Source organism: Pseudonocardia sp. MH-G8, assembly GCF_002262885.1.
Classification (GTDB): domain Bacteria; phylum Actinomycetota; class Actinomycetes; order Mycobacteriales; family Pseudonocardiaceae; genus Pseudonocardia.
The window spans coordinates 108291-126399 of record NZ_NKYF01000016.1 but is presented as its reverse complement, the minus strand read 5'-3'; the positions used below and the strand labels follow the sequence as shown (position 1 = coordinate 126399).

General features: G+C 73.8%; 16 protein-coding genes. 12 read left to right on the top strand and 4 right to left on the bottom strand.

Annotation, left to right across the window (positions count from 1 at the left end):
• The first annotated feature begins 59 nt into the window (after nucleotides 1-59).
• From CFP66_RS29395 to CFP66_RS29340, 12 genes are all read left to right on the top strand, one after another.
• Entirely contained in the window at nucleotides 60-1679 is a 1620-nt protein-coding gene (locus tag CFP66_RS29395) for an ABC transporter substrate-binding protein (RefSeq protein ID WP_094928447.1), read from the top strand.
• Complete coding sequence (locus CFP66_RS29390; protein ID WP_094928446.1) at nucleotides 1679-2623, top strand: ABC transporter permease; 945 nt, start codon at nucleotides 1679-1681, stop codon at nucleotides 2621-2623. Before CFP66_RS29395 ends, CFP66_RS29390 begins: the two co-directional genes overlap by 1 nt.
• Nucleotides 2620-3501 carry an ABC transporter permease gene (locus tag CFP66_RS29385; RefSeq protein ID WP_094928445.1) on the top strand — a complete coding sequence of 294 codons (882 nt, stop codon included), beginning with the start codon at nucleotides 2620-2622 and terminating at the stop codon, nucleotides 3499-3501. Before CFP66_RS29390 ends, CFP66_RS29385 begins: the two co-directional genes overlap by 4 nt.
• Nucleotides 3498-5126 (top strand): ABC transporter ATP-binding protein, encoded by a 1629-nt coding sequence (locus CFP66_RS29380; RefSeq protein WP_094928518.1) that lies wholly within the window; start codon nucleotides 3498-3500, stop codon nucleotides 5124-5126. The genes CFP66_RS29385 and CFP66_RS29380 overlap by 4 nt, the downstream gene beginning before the upstream one ends.
• The gene (locus tag CFP66_RS29375; RefSeq protein ID WP_094928444.1) at nucleotides 5123-6241 is read left to right on the top strand and encodes an LLM class flavin-dependent oxidoreductase; all 1119 of its coding nucleotides are present in this window, start codon (nucleotides 5123-5125) and stop codon (nucleotides 6239-6241) included. Before CFP66_RS29380 ends, CFP66_RS29375 begins: the two co-directional genes overlap by 4 nt.
• On the top strand, nucleotides 6238-7404 hold the full coding sequence (locus tag CFP66_RS29370; protein WP_198961737.1) for an LLM class flavin-dependent oxidoreductase: 1167 nt from the start codon (nucleotides 6238-6240) through the stop codon (nucleotides 7402-7404). Before CFP66_RS29375 ends, CFP66_RS29370 begins: the two co-directional genes overlap by 4 nt.
• Complete coding sequence (locus CFP66_RS29365) at nucleotides 7401-8549, top strand: LLM class flavin-dependent oxidoreductase (RefSeq protein WP_233159805.1); 1149 nt, start codon at nucleotides 7401-7403, stop codon at nucleotides 8547-8549. The genes CFP66_RS29370 and CFP66_RS29365 overlap by 4 nt, the downstream gene beginning before the upstream one ends.
• Nucleotides 8546-9868 carry an LLM class flavin-dependent oxidoreductase gene (locus CFP66_RS29360; protein ID WP_094928443.1) on the top strand — a complete coding sequence of 441 codons (1323 nt, stop codon included), beginning with the start codon at nucleotides 8546-8548 and terminating at the stop codon, nucleotides 9866-9868. The genes CFP66_RS29365 and CFP66_RS29360 overlap by 4 nt, the downstream gene beginning before the upstream one ends.
• On the top strand, nucleotides 9868-10674 hold the full coding sequence (locus tag CFP66_RS29355; protein ID WP_094928442.1) for a DUF1684 domain-containing protein: 807 nt from the start codon (nucleotides 9868-9870) through the stop codon (nucleotides 10672-10674). The genes CFP66_RS29360 and CFP66_RS29355 overlap by 1 nt, the downstream gene beginning before the upstream one ends.
• A complete protein-coding gene (locus CFP66_RS29350) occupies nucleotides 10671-11186 on the top strand; it encodes a flavin reductase family protein (protein ID WP_198961736.1) in 516 nt (171 codons plus the stop codon). The genes CFP66_RS29355 and CFP66_RS29350 overlap by 4 nt, the downstream gene beginning before the upstream one ends.
• Complete coding sequence (locus CFP66_RS29345) at nucleotides 11183-11734, top strand: NAD(P)H-dependent oxidoreductase (protein ID WP_094928441.1); 552 nt, start codon at nucleotides 11183-11185, stop codon at nucleotides 11732-11734. Before CFP66_RS29350 ends, CFP66_RS29345 begins: the two co-directional genes overlap by 4 nt.
• Before the next feature lie 122 nt (nucleotides 11735-11856).
• Complete coding sequence (locus tag CFP66_RS29340) at nucleotides 11857-12741, top strand: hypothetical protein (RefSeq protein WP_094928440.1); 885 nt, start codon at nucleotides 11857-11859, stop codon at nucleotides 12739-12741.
• A gap of 63 nt (nucleotides 12742-12804) precedes the next feature.
• Here the strand turns inward: CFP66_RS29340 and katG are convergent, their stop codons facing one another.
• The 4 genes from katG to CFP66_RS29320 form a co-directional block, all read right to left on the bottom strand.
• Entirely contained in the window at nucleotides 12805-15021 is a 2217-nt protein-coding gene (katG, locus tag CFP66_RS29335) for a catalase/peroxidase HPI (RefSeq protein ID WP_094928439.1), read from the bottom strand.
• Nucleotides 15022-15079: 58 nt separating this feature from the next.
• Complete coding sequence (locus tag CFP66_RS29330; protein WP_094928438.1) at nucleotides 15080-16174, bottom strand: sodium:calcium antiporter; 1095 nt, start codon at nucleotides 16172-16174, stop codon at nucleotides 15080-15082.
• Between the two features lie 88 nt (nucleotides 16175-16262).
• A complete protein-coding gene (pqqA, locus tag CFP66_RS29325) occupies nucleotides 16263-16352 on the bottom strand; it encodes a pyrroloquinoline quinone precursor peptide PqqA (RefSeq protein ID WP_143517418.1) in 90 nt (29 codons plus the stop codon).
• A 55-nt stretch (nucleotides 16353-16407) separates the two neighbouring features.
• Nucleotides 16408-18099, bottom strand: coding sequence for a PQQ-dependent dehydrogenase, methanol/ethanol family (locus CFP66_RS29320; RefSeq protein ID WP_094928436.1), 1692 nt, complete (start codon nucleotides 18097-18099; stop codon nucleotides 16408-16410).
• Nucleotides 18100-18109: the final 10 nt, after the last annotated feature.

Here is an 18109-nt window from a genome sequence, read left to right as displayed (position 1 = left end):
GCACGCCGCCGACGCGACGTGCTCCCCGAGCCTGCGCGCTCGACGAAGGATGCCCGGACATGCCCGTGCCCGTACCGACCACGCACCTGCGCCGCCAGGCCCCCTGGCTCATCACAGCGGTCCTCCTGCTCACCGCCGCCTGCGGTGGCGCGCCCGCCGCGAGCGGCGCCGACGCCGGCCCGCCCCGCCCGGGCGGCACCCTGCGGTTCGCCGTGTCCAGCGACCAGGGCTGCGTGGATCCCCAGCAGGTCAGCAGCAACGACACCATCTACTCGCTGCGCCAGATCGTCGACTCCCTCACCGACCAGGACCCGGAGTCCGGCGAGCTGCGGCCCTGGCTGGCCACGGCCTGGGAGAGCAACGCCGATGCCACCGCGTACACGTTCACCCTGCGCGAGGGCGTCACGTTCAGCGACGGCACGCCGCTGGACGCAGCCGCCGTGGCCGCCAACTTCGACGCGGTGGCACGGCTGGGACCGCGCGCCTCGCTGCCCAAGGGCTACCTCGCCGGGTACCGGGGCACCGCGGTCGAGAGCCCCACGCGGTTCACGGTGGCCTTCGACGAGCCCAACGTCCAGTTCCTGCAGGGCACCTCCACGCACAGCCTCGGCATCCTGGCGCAGGCCACGGTCGCGCGCAGCGACGACGACCGCTGCGCCTCCGTGATCGGCTCCGGCCCGTTCGTCCTCGACTCCTACACGCGCGACGAGTCGATCGTCCTCGCGAAGCGCCCCGGCTACGCGTGGGGCTCGTCGCTGTGGGCGCACCAGGGCGAGGCGTACCTGGACCGCCTCGAGTTCCGGATCGTCCCGGAGTCGGGTGTGCGCGTGGGCAGCCTGGCGTCGGGCGAGGTCGACGGGATCGGCAACATCGCGCAGCAGGACGAGGCACTGCTGGTGAGTGGCGGGGTGCAACTGCTCGCCCGGTCCAACCCGGGCATCCCGTTCGGCATCTCGTTCAACCATTCCACACCGCTCGGCGCAGATCCCGCGGTGCGCGAGGCGGTGTCGCTGGGGATCGACCGCGCGGAGGTGGTCGCCACCGTCTACACCTCGCAGACCCGGCCGGCCACGAGCCCGCTGGCCTCCAACACCCCCGCCTACGCCGACCAGTCCGCGCAGCTCGCCTTCGACCCGGCGCGCGCCGGGGCGGTGCTGGACGCGGCCGGCTGGCTGCCCGGCCCGGACGGCGTCCGCGTGAAGGGCGGGACCCCGCTGTCGGTGGAGCTCACCTGGTTCGCGAACGCGGCGGCCAACCGGCCGACCGTGGAGCTGCTGCAGCAGCAGCTGCGCCGGATCGGGATCGACCTGCAGGTGCGCGAGGTGCCGATCGCGGAGAACACGCCGACGATGCAGGAGGGCCGGTTCACCGCCGCGTGGGGCAACCTCACCCGCGCCGACCCGGACATCCTGCGCTCCCAGTACGGCACTGCGGGCAACAACTACTACCGGCTGCCCGCGGGCCCGCTCGACGCGCTGCTCACCCGCCAGGCCGCGCAGCCCGACACGGCGGCCCGGGCGGAGACGGTGGCGCAGGCGCAGCAGCTGCTCGTGGGGGAGCACCACGTCGTGCCGGTCGTGGAGCTCACCACCGTGCTCGGCGTCGCGGCGAACGTGCACGGGGTGGCGTTCGACGCCTCGTCGCGCCTCCAGCTGCACGACGCGTGGAAGGCCGAGTAGTGGGCCGCTACCTGCTCCGGAGGGCCGCCACGGCGGTCGGCGTGCTGTGGGCGGCGTTCACGGTGTCGTTCGTGGTGCTGTACCTGCTGCCGGGGGACCCGATCGCCACGATGGCGAGCGGCGGCCTGGACGGCGAGCCGTTGCCGCCCGATCAGCTGGCCGCGCTGCGCGCCCGCTACGGGTTCGACCAGCCGGTGATCGTGCAGTACGGGCAGCGGTTGTGGGCGGCGCTGTCGGGCGATTTCGGGACGTCGATCCAGAACGGCCAGGACGTGCGCGCCGCGATCCTGGAGGCGCTGCCGCCCACGCTGCAGATCACCCTGGCCGGCCTCGTCGTCGCGGTGCTGTTCGGTGGCACGGTCGCGCTCGTGGGCACCTACACGCGGGTGCCGTGGCTGCGGCAGCTGCTGCTGGCGTTGCCCTCGCTCGCGGTGTCGCTTCCGGTGTTCTGGGTCGGGCTGCTGCTCGTGCAGGTCTTCGCGTTCGGGCTGGGGCTGCTGCCCTCGGTCGGGGCGGGCGGACCTGCCGCGCTGGTGCTCCCGGCCGTCACGCTCGGGCTCCCGACGGGGGCGCTGATCGCGCAGGTGCTCGCGAAGAGCCTGTCGCAGGCGCTGGACGACCCCTACGCGGTGACGGCTCGCGCCAAGGGCGTCGGGCGGGTGGACATCCACCTGCGCCACGCGCTGCGCAACGCCGCGTTGCCCGCGCTGACCGTCCTCGCCCACGTCCTGGGCAACCTGCTCGCCGGCTCCGTCGTCGTCGAGACGGTGTTCACCCGCCCCGGGCTGGGCCGGCTCACCGTCTCGGCCGTCGGGGTGCAGGACATCCCGGTGGTGCAGGGCATCGTCGTCTTCGCGGCGGTGGTGTTCGTGCTGGTCAACCTGGCGGTCGACCTGATCTACCCGCTGCTGGACCCGAGGATCACGACGGGGGCGACACCGTGACCGAGCTGCTGATCCGCGAACCCGTCACCGGCCCGGTGCCGGACGAGGAGACCCCGCGCCGCGACGGGTGGGTTCGGTTCCTGCTGCGGCGCCCCGGTCTGGTCGTGTCCGTCGTGTTCGTGGCGCTGGTGCTGCTCGCGGCGTTCGCGCCGCAGGTGCTGGCGCCGGCCGACCCGGACCTCGGGGTGCCCGCCGACCGGTTGCAGCCGCCCGGTGCCGCCCACCTGCTGGGCACCGACTACCTCGGCCGCGACGTCTACACCCGCGTGGTGCACGGTGCCGCGCTCTCGCTGCAGGCCACCGTGATCGCGGTGGCGGTGGCGCTGGTCGTCGGCGGGTCGGTGGGCGTGCTCGCCGGGTTCGTCCGCGGCTGGGTGGACGAGGTGCTCATGCGCGCGGTGGACGTGCTGCTCGCGATCCCCGCGGTGCTGCTGTCGCTCGCGCTGATCACCGCCCTCGGGTACGGCACCGTGAAGGTGGCGATCGCCGTGGGGATCGCGAGCGTCGCGAGCTTCGCCCGGGTCATGCGCGCCGAGACGCTGCGGGTGCGGCAATCGGTGTACGTCGAGGCCGCGCGGTCGGTGGGCACCCGCTGGTACGTGACGCTGTGGCGCCACGTCCTGCCGAACGCCGCCGGTCCCGTGCTGGTGCTCGCGGTGCTGGAGTTCGGCCTCGCGATCCTGGCCGTCTCGTCGCTGTCCTTCCTCGGCTACGGGGCACCGCCCCCGGCGTCCGAGTGGGGCTCGCTGGTGTCGGAGGGCCGCAACTACCTCGCGGTGGCGTGGTGGTTGTGCGCCGTTCCCGGCGCGGCGATCGCCGCCACCGTTCTCGCCGTCAACCGGATCTCCCGCGCGCTGGACGGGGAGTGGTCCCGGTGAGCGCGCCGCTGCTGCAGGTCTCGGACCTGCGTGTCTCCTACGCCGCCGGGGGGTCCGCGGTGCCGGCCCTGCGGGGTGTCTCGCTGAGCGTGGCGCCGGGCGAGGTCGTCGCCGTCGTCGGCGAGTCCGGTTCGGGCAAGTCGACGCTGGCGCACGCCGTGGTCGGGTTGCTGCCCGGCACCGGGCGCATCGACGGGGGTCGGATCACCCTGGACGGCCCGGACGGGAACCAGGAGCTCGCCGGAATGACCGAGCGGGCGCTGCGCACCGTGCGGGGCCGGCGGATCGGGCTGGTGCCCCAGGACCCCGGCATCGCGCTGAACCCCGTGCAGAAGGTCGGGGAGCAGGTCGCGGAGAGCCTGCGGGTGCACGGCATCGCCGACAGGCGTTCCGCGCGCCTCGCCGCCGTGGAGCTGCTCGACGAGGCCGGTCTGCCCGATGCCGCCGCTCGTGCCGGGCAGTACCCGCACGAGCTGTCCGGCGGGATGCGCCAGCGCGTGCTCATCGCGATCGGCATCGCCGCGCGCCCGCAGCTGCTCATCGCCGACGAGCCCACCAGCGCGCTGGACGCCACCGTGCAGCGGCACATCCTCGACCACCTCGAGGGGCTCGTGCGGGCGTCGGGCACCGCCGTCCTGCTGATCACCCACGACCTCGGGGTGGCCGCCGACCGGGCCGACCGGCTCGTCGTGATGCAGGGCGGGCGCATCGTCGAGGAGGGACCCGTGCGGGAGGTGCTCAGCGCGCCGCGCGACGCGTACACCCGGCGGCTGCTCGAGAGCGCGCCCGGACTGGCGCCGGTGGCCCCCGCGGCCGCGGCTCCCGCGGCAGGGGCGCCGCCGCTGGTGGAGGTGCGGGACCTGGTGAAGGAGTTCCCGCTCGGGCGCGAGCGGCTGCGCGCCGTCGACGGGGTGAGCTTCACGATCGCCCGCGGCGAGACCCTGGCGCTGGTCGGCGAGTCCGGCTCGGGCAAGTCGACGACCGCGCGGCTGCTGCTGCGGCTGGCCGACCCGACCTCGGGCACCGTTACGTTCGACGGCACCGACATCACCCGCGCCCGCGGACGGGCCTGGCGCGAGCTGCGCAGGCGTGCCCAGCTCGTCTACCAGAACCCCTACGCCTCGCTCGACCCCCGCTTCCGCATCGCCGACGTGATCGCCGAGCCGCTGCGGGCGTTCCGGGTGGGGGACGCGCGGTCGCAGCGGGCCCGGGCCGCCGAGCTGCTGGACCGGGTGGCGCTGCCCGCCTCGACGCTTTCCCGGCGGCCCGCGGAGCTCTCGGGCGGCCAGCGCCAGCGGGTGGCCATCGCCCGCGCGCTCGCCCTCTCGCCCGACCTCGTGGTGTGCGACGAGCCGGTGTCGGCGCTCGACGTCAGCGTGCAGGCCCAGGTGCTGGACCTGCTGGTGGACCTGCAGGCCGACGCGGGCCTGTCCTACCTGTTCATCTCCCACGACCTCGCGGTGGTGCGCCGGATCGCGCACCGCGTGGGGGTGCTGCGCCACGGGCGGCTGCTGGAGCTCGCCCCCACCGCGCAGCTGTTCGCCGCACCCGCGCACGACTACACCCGGGAGCTGCTCGCCGCCATCGCGGGGCAGCGCACCGGGGCACTGGAGGAGTCGGCATGAAGATCCTCGTCCTCACCCTGATCACCAACGGCCCCGACCCGGTCACCGGCCGGACGCCCACGGCGAACGCGCGTCTGCACCGGGTGGTGGAGAACGCGGTGCTGGCCGAGGAGCTCGGCTTCGACGGCTACGCGGTGGGGGAGCGGCACGAGCTCCCGTTCCTGTCCTCGGCACCGCCCGTGGTGCTCTCCCACATCGCGGCGCGCACCTCGCGGATCACGCTGTTCACCGGCGTCACGACGCTCTCGCTGCTCGACCCGGTGCGCGCCTACGAGGACTACGCCACCCTCGACCAGCTGGCCGACGGCCGCCTGGAGCTGATCATCGGCAAGGGCAACGGCGCGGCGCAGGCCCAGCTCTTCGCGGTGACCACCGACGACCAGTGGGACCGCAACGCGGAGGGCTACGAGTTGTTCCGGCGGCTGTGGCGCGAGGAGCGCACCACGTGGTCGGGCCGGTTCCGCCCGCCGTTGCACGACGCGCAGACCTGGCCCCCGCCGCGGCAGCGCCCGCTGCGCGTCTGGCACGGCAGCGCGACCAGCCGCGAGTCGGTGGAGGTGGCCGCGCGCTGCGGGGATCCGCTGTTCTCCGCGAACGTGACCCATCCCGTGGCGCCCTACGCCGAGCTGGTGGCGCACTACCGGGAGCGCTGGGCGGCGCACGGTCGGGATCCGGCCGACGCGCTCGTGGGCGCCGGGACCGCCGCGTTCCACCTCGCCCCCACCTCGCAGCAGGCGGTGGAGGAGTTCCGCCCGGCGTTCGCGGCGCGGCAGGCCGCGGCGCAGCGGTTCGGGCTGCCGGTGGTGTTCCCGACGCTGGAGGACTTCGTCGCGCGCAGCTCCGCGCTGATCGGGAGCCCGGCCCAGATCGTCGACAAGGTGCTGCGCTACCGCGAGCAGCTCGGTCACGAGGTCCTGCACCTGCACCTGGACGGCGACGGGCTCGCACCGGCGCGGCAGCGCGAGATGCTGGAGCGCTTCCAGGCCGAGGTCGCGCCGGCACTGCGCGCCGCGGTGCCGAGCCGCCCGCTGGCCGGCGCCCTGCCCCGCGACCCGGACGACGCCCGGCCCGGCGACGAACCGGTGCCAGGCGCGCCGCTGGGGGTGGCGTCGTGACCGTCCCGCTCTCGATCCTCGACCTCTCCCCGGTTCCGGCGGACGGCACCGCGGCCCACGCGCTGCGCAACTCGATCGACCTCGCGCGGGTGGCCGAGCGGGAGGGCTACCGGCGCTACTGGCTCGCCGAGCACCACCTCGCCGCTGGCGTCGCCTCGTCGGCCACCGCGGTGCTGGTGGCGCTGGTCGCCGCGGCCACCGAGCGCATCCGCGTCGGTTCCGGGGCGGTGCAGCTCCCGCTCACCACGCCGCTGCAGGCCGCCGAGCAGTTCGGGACCGTCGCCGCCCTGCACCCCGGACGCGTCGACCTCGGGTTGGGCCGGTTCGACCTGCACCGGCTGCTGCGCCGGGCCGGGGAGTCCCACGACGGCGGGAGCGCGCCCCCCGCCGCGCCGTCCCGGGAGGTGGACGGGCTCCTGCTCCCGCCCGCTCCCCGCGTGCGCGGCGACCTGTCGACCTACGCCCACCTCGCCGACCTGCTGGGCCTGCGCGTGGACGACCCGCCGCCGGACTACGCGGCGCAGGTCGACGCGATCCTCGGGTTCGTCGCCGGGGCGGCGCGTCGCCCGGACGGGTACCCGCTCACCGTGCCGCCCGCCGGCGGCGCCGACCTGGACGTCTGGGTCCTCGGCACCGGTCCGGGCACCAGTGCGGAGGTCGCGGGCACCCGCGGCCTCCCGTTCGCGGCGAGCTACCACCTCACCCCCGGCGCGGTCCTGGACGCCGTGGCGGCCTACCGGGCGTCGTTCCGGCCGTCGGCCCGGCTCGCGGTCCCGCACGTGATGGTCTCCGCGGACGTCGTGGTGGCCCCGACGCAGGAGCGGGCCGAGGAGCTGGCCGCGCCGTACGCGCAGTGGGTGCTCGACATCCGCACCGGGGTCGGCGCCCGGCCCTACGCCACACCCGAGCAGGCGCGGGCGCGGGTGTGGACCGACGCCGAGCGGGCCGGCGTCGCCGACCGCGTCGACACCCAGTTCGTGGGCACGCCCGACGCCGTGGTGGAGCGGCTCGCGACGCTCGCCCGCGTGACCGGGGCCGACGAGCTGCTGGTCACCACGATCACCACCGCCCACGCCGATCGCGTCCGCAGCACCGAGCTGCTGGCGCGGGCGTGGGCGCGCAGATCCGCAGGGGTATCCGAGGAAGCGAGCGTCGTCTCATGAGTCCCTTCAGCGAAGCGCGGATGCACCTCGCCGTCGAGTTGCCCGCCGCGGGCCGACACCCCGCCGCGTCGCGCTGGGCCGGGCTGGATCCGGACGTGCTGCTGACCGGCGCGCACCACGCGGCGCTGGTGCGCACGGCCGCGCGGCGCGGTCTGGACCTCGCGTTCGTGCCGCACACGGTGGCGCCCGTCCCCGGCCTGCTGGATGCCGTGGCGGTCGCCGCGCGGGTGGCGCCGGTGGTGGCGGGGATCGGGCTGGTGCCCACCGTGACCGTGACGCACACCGAGCCGTTCCACACCTCCAAGGCGATCGCCGGCCTGGACATCGTCTCGGGTGGTCGCGCAGGGTGGGAGCCGGCGGTCTCGCACACCCCCGAGGAGGCAGCGCTGTTCGGCCGCAAGCCGGCCGCGGCCGCCGCCGAGCTGTGGCGCGAGGCCGCCGAGGCGATCGAGGCCGTCGTGCGGCTGTGGGACTCCTGGGAGGACGATGCCGTGATCCGCGACGTCGCCACGGGCCGCTACCTCGACCGCGACAAGTTGCACCGCGTCGACTTCACCGGCGAGTTCTTCTCGGTCGCGGGCCCCTCGATCACGCCCCGCCCGCCGCAGGGGCATCCGCTGGTGGTGCTGCGCGCCGACGAGCCGGAGGCGCTGCCGGTGGCTGCCCGCTGGGCGGACGCCGTGCGGATCGCGGCACCCGACCTGCCGTCCGCGGCCGCCGCGCGCGACCGGGTGCGGGCGGCGGTCGCCGCGGCCGGCCGCGACCCCGAGGACGTCACGGTGCTGCTCGACGTCGAGGTGCACCTCGCGCCCGACCGCGATCGCGCCCGCCGCGACCTCGCCGAGCTCGACGCGCTGGCCGGCGCGCCGCTGCCGGCGTCGTCGGTGCGGGTGCTCGGCCCGCCCACCGACCTCGCCGACACGATCGGTGCCGCCGTGCGGGTGGGAGCCGCCGACGGGGTGACGCTGGTGCCGCTCGTGCTCCCGGCGGACCTCGACGTGGTGGCGGGCCAGGTCGTGCCGCTGCTGGCCGGGCGCGGGCTGCTGCGCACGGGCCGGGCGGGTGGCTCGCTGCGCAGCCGGTTCGGGTTGCGCCGTCCGGCCAACCACTACGCAGCCAATCCCACAGCGGAGGTGACGGCGTGAACGCCGGCAAGAAGCAGATCCACCTCGGCGCCCACTTCCCGGGCGTCAACAACACGACGGTCTGGAGCGATCCGGCGGCCGGGAGCCAGACCGACTTCGCCTCGTTCGCGCACTTCGCGCACTTCGCGCAGAACGCCGAGCGCGGGCTGATGGACTTCGTGTTCCTCGCCGAGGGGCTGCGGCTGCGCGAGCACCGCGGCCGGATCCACGACCTCGACGTCGTGGGCCGGCCGGACACGTTCACCGTGCTGAACGCGCTCGCGGCCGTCACCACCCGGATCGGGCTGGCCGGCACGATCAACACGACGTTCAACGAGCCCTACGAGCTGGCGGCCCAGTTCGCCTCGCTCGACCACCTGTCGGGCGGCCGTGCGGCGTGGAACATGGTGACCAGCTCGGACGCGTTCACCGGGGAGAACTTCCGGCGGGGCGGCTTCCTGCCCCGCGAGCAGCGCTACGAACGGGCGGCCGAGGTCGTGGCCGTCACCCGGGCGTTCTGGGACTCCCGAGGCTCCGAGGTCGTGCACCGCGGCGCCCACTTCGACGTGCGCGGCGGCTTCCCGCTGCCGCCCGGCCCGCAGGGGCATCCGGTGCTGATCCAGGCGGGCGACTCGGCGCAGGGCCGCGACTTCGCCGCCGCCACGGCCGACGCGATCTTCACCCTGCACGGAACGTTGGAGGCCGGGCAGGCGTTCTACGCCGATGTGAAGGCCCGGCTCCCGCAGTACGGCCGCAGCGCGGCCGACCTCACGGTGCTGCCCGGCGTGACGTTCGTGGTCGGCGACACCGACGCCGACGCGGCCGAGCAGGCTGCCCGGATCCGCCGCGAGCAGGTGTCCCCGCAGACCGCGATCGCGTTCCTGGAGCAGGTGTGGGGCCGTGACCTGGGGGAGTACGACCCGGACGGGCCGCTGCCCGACGTCGACCCCGACGTCGACAACATCGACATCACCCGCGGCCGGGTGCGGCACGCCCGCGACCCGCGCGCCGTCGCGCAGGAGTGGCGCGAGTTCGCCGCCGCGCACGGCGGGCTCTCGATCCGCGAGGTCGTGATCGAGAAGACCGGCCGGCAGTCGTTCGTCGGGGCGGCGCGCACCGTCGCCGCGCAGATGGACGAGTTCGTGCAGGCCGACGCCTGCGACGGCTTCATCCTCGTGCCGCACCTGACCCCCGGCGGCCTCGACCGGTTCGTCGACGAGGTCGTCCCCGAGCTGCAGGACCGCGGCAGCTACCGCGCCGCCTACACCGGCCCGACCCTGCGCCACCACATGGGCCTACGCCACCCGCACGCTCCGCTGAGCCGGAAGGAGAGCGCCTGATGACCACGCTGGAATCCCCGCTCCACCACGAGTGGGACGCCTGGCACCGCGACCGCGAGGAGCAGCTGCGCACCCCGCACGGCTGGCTCAGCCTCACCGCGTTGCACTGGCTCGACGCCACCGCGCGCACGTTCGACGGCATTCCCGGCACCTGGCGCGCCACCGGTGACGGGGGTGTCGAGCTCACCGCGGACGGCGACGCCGCGCTGGAGGGCACCCCGGTGACCGGCACCGTTTCGCTGGAGCCGGTCGACGGGCAGCCCGGCGTGCTCGTCGAGGTCGGCGAACGGCGGGTCGAGGTGATCCGCCGCACCGACGAGTACGCGCTGCGGGTGCGTGACCCGGAAGCCATCACCCGCACGGCCTTCACCGGGGCGCCCGCGTTCGACGTGGACGCGCGCTGGGTCGTGGAGGGCCGGTTCACCGCCTACGCCGAGCCGCGGCGGCTCACCGTCGGCGCCGTGGTGGACGGGCTGCAGCACTTCCCGACGGCCGTCGGCGTGGTGCGGTTCCCGCTCGGCGGGGCCGAACACGAGCTCGTCGCGTTCCCCGGCAAGACCGGCGGGCTCACGCTGCACTTCCGGGACGCGACGTCGGGCGCCGGCACCTACGGCGGCGGTCGCTCGGTCACCGTGCCCGACCCGGACGCCGACGGCCGCGTCGTGATCGACTTCAACCGCACCGTCAACCTGCCGTGCGCGTTCACCGCCCACGCCACCTGCCCGCTCCCGCCCGCCGAGAACCGGCTCCCGGTGCCGGTGGAGGCGGGGGAGCGCACGCCGCCGCGCCCGGACCTGCCGGCGTGACGGCGCAGATCGACGGGCCGGGCGTCGTCGAGCCGGCAACGTTGCGGGACGTGCTCGGGCACTTCGCCTCGGGCGTCGTCGTGGTCACCGCAGCCGGCCCGGACGGCCCGCTCGGCTTCACCTGCCAGTCGTTCGCCTCGCTGTCGCTGGACCCCCCGCTGGTGAGCTTCGCGCCGTCGCGCACGTCCTCCACGTGGCCGCGGATCCGCGACGTCGGCGCGTTCTGCGTCAACGTGCTGGCCGCCGACCAGCAGCACCTCTCCGCCGGGTTCGCCCGCTCGGGCGTCGACAAGTTCGCCGGTGTGGGCTGGCAGCCCGGCCCGCACCGGGCCCCGGTGCTGGACGGGGCGTGCGCGTGGATCGGGTGCACCCTGTGGCACGAGTACGACGGCGGCGACCACACCATCGTCGCCGGCCGGGTGCGCGATCTCGCCGCCGACGCGAGCCGCACACCGCTGCTGTTCCACCGGGGCCGTTACGGTCTCGCCACCGGAGCCGAGGAGGACCGATGAACGACGGTGTACGGGTGCTGGGCGTGGTGGCGGGGCCGGAGCCGGGCGGTCGCACCGCCACGGCCGTGGCCGGCGTGCTGGCCGGCGCGGAGAAGGCGGGCGCCACGACGTCGCTGCTGGAGCTGTCCGAGGCCGGCGCCGACGCTGTGATCGCCGCCTTCGACGATGCCGACGCCGTGGTCTTCGGCAGCCCGGTCTTCCGCGCCACCTACAGCGCGCTGCTCAAGGACCTGCTGGAACGCACCCAGCGCGGGAAGTGGGGCGAGTCCGACGCGCCGCTGCAGGGCCGGGTCGCGGCCACCGTGCTCACCGGGGCGAGCGGGCACCACTACCTGGCGCTGGGCCACCTGCGCGACGTGCTCGCGGGCTTCTTCGCCGTGCAGGTCCTCTCGCCCGGGCTGTACCTCGACCACGGCGGCTACGCCGACCGCACCACCCTCACCGAGCAGAGCGCCGAGCTCGCGGCCGCGCACGGTGCGGCGCTGGCGGACCTGACGGCGGCCGTCCGGTCCTCCGCCGCGCTGCAGGCGATCACGCCTCAGATCTGAGGAACTGAGCACGAGCGAGACGTGAGCGGGGTTCGAGCCGCGCCGAACCCCGCTCACGTCTCGCTCGCGCGGGTTTTCTGGAAAGACCCCGCGGCCAGAGGCCGATGCGCGATCCTGCGCGGATGGGGGAGATCGCGGGCTGGCCGATCGCGTTCCGCGGGGGCGCGGCCGTCGCCGCCGGGGTGATCACAGCGGACGTCCTGCGGGGGCCGCGGTTCCTGCGCCTGTTCCCGGACACCTACGTCAGCGCACCGGAGGACGGACCCCCGGACCTTGCACTGCGCTCCCACGCCGCATATCGGTACCTCGACGGGCGAGGTGTCCTCTCCGGCTACTCGGCCGCCGAGGTCCTCGGTGCCTCGTGCGGTCCGCGCAACGCCCCGGCCGAGGTCACGGTTCCCGATCTCGGGCAACGCACCCATGCGGGACTGGTCGTGCACCGCAGCAGGCTGCTCCCCGGCGAGATCACGGAGGTGAACGGGGTGCGGACGACCAGCCCACTGCGCACGGCCTACGACCTGGCCCGCCGCGGCGACCTGGTCGAACGGGTGGTTGCGGTCGACCGGCTGGCCAACGTCCACGGGTTCTCACCGGACTTGCTGCTGCACTTCACCGCCCGCAATCGCCGTGCGCGTGGCAACGAGCTCATCGCCGAGGTGCTCGCCCACGCCGAGCGGCGTGCCGGCTCCCCGATGGAGACCCGGCTCCGGATGCTGATCGTCCAGGCCGGGCTGCCCAGGCCCGAGGCCCAGTGGGTGGTGCAGGACGAGAACAGCCGCACCGCGGTGTGGCTCGACCTCGCGTGGCCGGACCGCAGGATCGGCATCGAGTACGAAGGCGAGGGTCACACCGATCGGGACCAGGTGTTGCGCGACATCGGCCGCTACACCGGGCTCGTCGACAAGGGCTGGCGCATCTACCGCTACACGAAGCTGGAGATCCTGCGGCAGCCCGGCCTCGTCGTCGGGCAGCTCGGTCGCGCCTGGCAACGCACGAGCGAGACCTGAGCGGGGTTCGGGCCGCGGAGAACCCCGCTGACGTCTCGCTCGTGCGGTGCCGCGCGATGTGGGTCAGCTCAAGTCGTACCGGTCGAGGTTCATGACCTTGTCCCAGGCCGCCACGAAGTCCTGCACGAACTTCTCCGCCGCGTCGTCGCTCGCGTACACCTCGGCGATGGCCCGCAGCTCGGAGTGCGAGCCGAGGACGAGGTCGACGCGGCCGGCGGTCCACCGGACCTCGCCCGTGGCGCGGTCGCGCCCCTCGAACGTCTCCGCGGCCTTGGACGTCGGCGTCCATCGGACCCCCATGTCGAGCAGGTTCACGAAGAAGTCGGTGGTGAGCGCCCCGGGCGTCGCGGTGAGGACGCCCAGCGGGGAACCCCGGTGGTTCGCGCCCAGCACGCGCAGGCCACCCAGGAGGACGGTCATCTCGGGCGCGCTCAGGCCGAGCAGGTTCGCCCGGTCGACCAGCAGGTGCTCGGACGGGAGCCGGGCGCGCTCGCCGCGGTAGTTGCGGAAGCCGTCCGCCGCCGGTTCCAGCGCGGCGAAGGACTCGACATCGGTCTGCTCCTGCGAGGCATCCGCGCGCCCGGGGGTGAAGGGGACCTCGACCGGGTGGCCGGCGTCGCGCGCCGCCTGCTCGACGGCGGCGCACCCGCCCAGCACGATGAGGTCGGCCAGCGAGACCTTCCGCTCGCCGGCCTCGAAGTCCTCCTTGATCTCCTGGAGGGTGTGCAGCACGTGCGCCAGCGTGTCGGGGTCGTTGACCTCCCAGCTCCGCTGCGGTTCGAGGCGGATCCGGGCCCCGTTCGCCCCGCCGCGCCGGTCGCTGTTGCGGAACGTCGAGGCCGACGCCCACGCCGTGGAGACGAGCTGGGCGACCGAGAGCCCGGAGGCGAGGATCCGGCTCTTGAGCGCGGCGACCTCGTCGGCGCCGACGAGCTCGTGGTCGACCGCGGGCACGGGGTCCTGCCAGATCAGCGCCTCGTCCGGGACCAGCGGGCCGAGGTAGCGCTCCCGCGGACCCATGTCGATGTGCGTCAGTTTGAACCAGGCCCGGGCGAACGCGTCCGCCAGCTGGTCGGGGTGCTGAAGGAATCGCCGCGCGATCGGCTCGTAGCCCGTGTCGAACCGCAGGGCGAGGTCCGTGGTCAGGATCGTCGGGGGGTGCGTCCGCGTGGGGTCGTGGGCGTCCGGCACGGTGTCGGCCCCGCCGCCGGCCCGCGGGACCCACTGCCACAGACCGGCGGGGCTGAGCACGACGTCCCACTCGTAGCCGAACAGGTTCTCGAGGAAGGTGTTGTCCCACCGGGTCGGTGTGGGCGTCCACGTCCCCTCGAGCCCGCTGGAGATGGCGTCCGAGCCCGTCCCGCTGCCGTGGCTGCTCGTCCAGCCCAGGCCCTGCTCCTCGAGCGGGGCGTCCTCGGGCTCGGGGCCGAGGTGGCCGTCCGGGTCGGCCGCGCCGTGCGTCTTGCCGAACGTGTGGCCGCCGGTGATCAGCGCGACGGTCTCCTCGTCGTCGAACCCCATGCGCCGGAACGTCTGGCGGATGTCGCGGGCCGAGGTGACCGGGTCCGGAACGGTGTTCGGGCCCTCCGGGTTGACGTAGATGAGCCCCATCTGATCGGCGGCCAGCGGCTTCTCCAGCTCCCGGACGCCGCCGTGGCGCTCGTCGCCGAGCCAGGTGCGCTCGGGGCCCCAGTAGACGTCCTCGTCGGACTCCCAGACGTCGACGCGGCCCCCGCCGAAGCCGAACGTCGTGAAGCCCATCGTCTCCAGCGCCCGGTTGCCCGCGAAGACCATGAGGTCGGCCCAGGAGATCCGGCGGCCGTACTTCTGCTTCACCGGCCACAGCAGCCGGCGCGCCTTGTCGAGGTTGCGGTTGTCGGGCCAGCTGTTCAGCGGTGCGAACCGCTGCATGCCCGCCCCGGCGCCGCCGCGGCCGTCGCCGACGCGGTAGGTCCCGGCGCAGTGCCACGTCATCCGGAGCACGAGCGGGCCGTAGTGGCCGAAGTCGGCGGGCCACCAGTCCTGCGAGGTGGTGAGCACCTCGTCGACGTCGTGCGCGAGTGCGTCGAGGTCGAGGGTGGCGAACTCCGCGGCGTAGTCGAAGCCTGCGCCCATGGGGTTGGCTGCGGCCGGGTGCTTGCGCAGGACTCGCAGGTCGAGCCGGTGCGGCCACCAGTCGTGGTTGCCCGCGGGCTCGGCGCCCTGTCCGCGGGGCGCGGCGGGGGCGGGGAGCCCGAGCCCACCGCCGCTCTCCTCGGTCCGCGCAGGGTTGTCAGGCACGGGAATCCCTCCCGGTCACGGCACTCTCACCCTGGGTACCTCAAACTCCCGTCGGACGCTAGTCCAGCTCGATCGGAGGGCCGCCGAACAGGCCGAAGCTGACTACCCAGTAGGCGAGGTAGAGGGCGAGCAGCACGACGCCGTGCCAGCGCCGGAGCTGTCCTGCGAAGACGAAGTAGGCGCCCACCCCCGTCACGATGATCAAGGCGGGGAGGTGCCAGGAGAGCACTTCCGGCTGGATCACGATCCCGCCGGCGAGCAGGATGATGCCCAGCTTGCCGGTGACGGAGAAGACGACGCTGCCGATGACGTTGCCCACGCCGATCTCGGGCACGCCCCGGCGGATGGGTTCCACGGTGAGGAAGATGTCCTCGATGGTGAGGACGGCGGTGGCGATCGTCGCGCCGAACAGGGTGCCCTCGAGCCCGTAGGTCTCCAGGATGCCCTCGGTGCCCATGCCGGTGGCCGTGGCGCCGATGATGAGGCCGGCGAGGGCGAGCACCGCCAGGCCGAGGCGGGCCCACCCGGACCGGGCATCGCCGGTGACGAAGGGCATCGCGTCGGAGAAGGTCCGCTCGACGAAGCCGTGCCCGTCCTTGCCCGTCTTCCCGTCCTGCGCCTCGGGCGTGCAGGCGAGCGCCGTGCCGCCACCGCCCCCGGTCGCACGGGCCGCGGCGTACGCCTCGTACATCTCGGCGTCCCGGAAGACGGGTGTGTCGGTGCGCGCCTCGCGCGCGGCGACCCAGGCGACGAACACGACGAAGAGCGCGAGCAGGAACACGCCGTGCACCGCGGTGAGCGGCGCCATCAGCGTGAACGCGATCATCACCAGCGGTGCGGCGGCCAGGACGGCGACGTACGGGCGCGGGATGTTCACGCGCGTGGGGGTCAGCAGCGCGGCGAGTGCCAGCACCACGCCGGTCATCGAGAGCGCGGTGCCGAACACGACGCCGAGCGCGACGCCCTCGAGGTCCTCGAGGTTCAACGCGACCCCGAGGAAGATGTCGTCGAACTCGATCCCGGTGAAGACGATCGCCAGCAGGAAGACCGACACCCTCAGGCCGCTCGCGATCCCGACGAGGTGGCCGATGAGCTTCTCGGCGCTGTAGACCAGGAGCACCGCTCCCGCGAGGAAGACGAGGATCGACGTCACTGTGGAACCTCCGCGTGGGGAAGAGCCGCCGCGCACATCGGGGGACGCCGATGTGGCGTCCCCCGGATGCGCGTACTGCGGATTCAGGTCAGGCGTCGGTCCGGGCGACGTACATCGTCACCTCGGGCGCGCACGCGACTTCTTCGAACTCGGGGGTCTCCCATTCAGCGAGCTCCACTCCGGTGTCACCTCCTCCCGGTCTCTGTCCGCATCCGCGGATCACGATCTCCGGGTCATTCCGTGGGAAGGGCGAAGACCATCAGCGCGCTGCCGTGGCCGGCGCCGAGCATCCCGGGCAGGAACCCTTCCGCCCATCCGCCCCAGCCGACGGGTACGGCCACGTACTGCCGTCCGTCGACCATGTAGGTCATCGGGCTGCCGTGGTGGCCGCTCCCGCACTGGAACTGCCACAGGAGCTCCCCGGTGCGGGCGTCGAGCGCGTTGAACTCGCCCGAGGGTTCACCGGCGAACACCAGGTCGCCTCCCGTCGCCAGCACCGAGGCGCACATCGGCAGCCTCGCGCGCCAGCGCCACTTCTCCTCGCCGTTGGCGTCGAACGCGCTGACGGATCCCGTCATGCCGTCGAGGTCCACGTTCACGCCGGCGCCCCAGTACGGGATGCTCTCCTTGAACTCCCGGCGCCGGCGGGTGGCGGTCGCCCCGACGTCCTGCACCGGAACGTAGAAGAGTTCGGACTTCGGGCTGTAGGCCGCGTGGGTCCATTCCTTGGCGCCGGCCGGGCCCGGGTAGAAGTGGGCCGGTTCGCCCTCCTTGTCCGGGTACACCTTCGGTGTCACCTGGCCGTCCCGGGTGATCGCGCCCCAGGTGATCCGGTCGACGAAGGGGGTGATCTGGACCAGCGCGCCGTCCGTGCGGTCGACGACGAAGAAGTAGCCGTTCTTGTCGAAGTGACCGAGCAGCTTACGCCCGTCCGACTCGAACAGGATGCACTCCGAGATGCTGTCGTAGTCCCACACGTCGTGCGGCGTGCACTGGTAGTGCCAGCGGATCTGGCCGCTGTCCACGTCCATGGCGACGATGCTGTCGGTGTAGAGGTTGTCGCCTTCGCGGACCTCACCGTCGAAGTCGGGCGCCGGATTGCCGGTGCCGACGTAGATCAGGTTGGTCTCCGGGTCGAAGGTACCGGTGATCCACGGGTTCGCGCCGCCCCGCGCCCAGGCCTCCCCGTCGGCAGGCCAGGTCTCGGAGCCGGGCTCGCCGGGCTTCGGGACCGTGTAGCTGCGCCACACGTGCTCGCCGCTCTCGAGGTCGAACGCGTCGAGGTGACCGCGCACGCCGAACTCGCCGCCCGCGCTCCCCACGATCACCATGTTCTTCACGACCAGTGGCGCGAGCGTGGCGCTCTCCCCGGCCCGCACGTCCCCGTAGGTCTGGTCCCAGACGCGTTTTCCGGTCTCGGCGTCGAGGGCCAGGACGTGGGCGTTCCCGGTGACGAAGAAGACCTTTCCCGCAGCGACCGCGACCCCGCGGTTCACGTTCCCGCAGCACAACGACACGTCGAACGGGACCGCGTGCTTGTACCGCCAGATCTCGTTGCCCGTCACGGCGTTGATCGCCCATACCCAGCCGTCCCAGCCGCTGACGAACATGACTCCGTCGACGACGATCGGGGTGGCCTCGAACGCGTACGTCGACGCGCCCGCGATCATCCCGCTCGTGCCGGCCTGGAAGACCCACGCCGGACCGATGCGCTTGACGTTCTCGGTGTTGATCTGGTCCAGCGGGCTGAACCGCTGCCCGTTGTAGGCGCCGTAGTAGGTGAGCCAGTTGTGCGGCTCGTCGCGGGCGCTGAGGATGCGCTCGTAGGTGACACCGGCCACCACCGGCGGGGCGGTTCCGTGCTTCCCGCTCAGCGTTCCCTGGTCGATGGCATCGCCTGCGTCGATGTAATCAGCAGTCGTCATGACGTCTCCT

Bases quoted from the DNA above. Each gene is read 5' to 3' on its own strand.
- CFP66_RS29395 (WP_094928447.1), top strand. From the start codon at position 60: ATGCCCGTGCCCGTACCGACCACGCACCTGCGCCGCCAGGCCCCCTGG.
- CFP66_RS29375 (WP_094928444.1), top strand. From the start codon at position 5,123: ATGAAGATCCTCGTCCTCACCCTGATCACCAACGGCCCCGACCCGGTC.
- CFP66_RS29365 (WP_233159805.1), top strand. From the start codon at position 7,401: ATGAGTCCCTTCAGCGAAGCGCGGATGCACCTCGCCGTCGAGTTGCCC.
- CFP66_RS29355 (WP_094928442.1), top strand. From the start codon at position 9,868: ATGACCACGCTGGAATCCCCGCTCCACCACGAGTGGGACGCCTGGCAC.
- CFP66_RS29345 (WP_094928441.1), top strand. From the start codon at position 11,183: ATGAACGACGGTGTACGGGTGCTGGGCGTGGTGGCGGGGCCGGAGCCG.
- CFP66_RS29340 (WP_094928440.1), top strand. From the start codon at position 11,857: ATGGGGGAGATCGCGGGCTGGCCGATCGCGTTCCGCGGGGGCGCGGCC.
- CFP66_RS29320 (WP_094928436.1), bottom strand. From the start codon at position 18,099: ATGACGACTGCTGATTACATCGACGCAGGCGATGCCATCGACCAGGGA.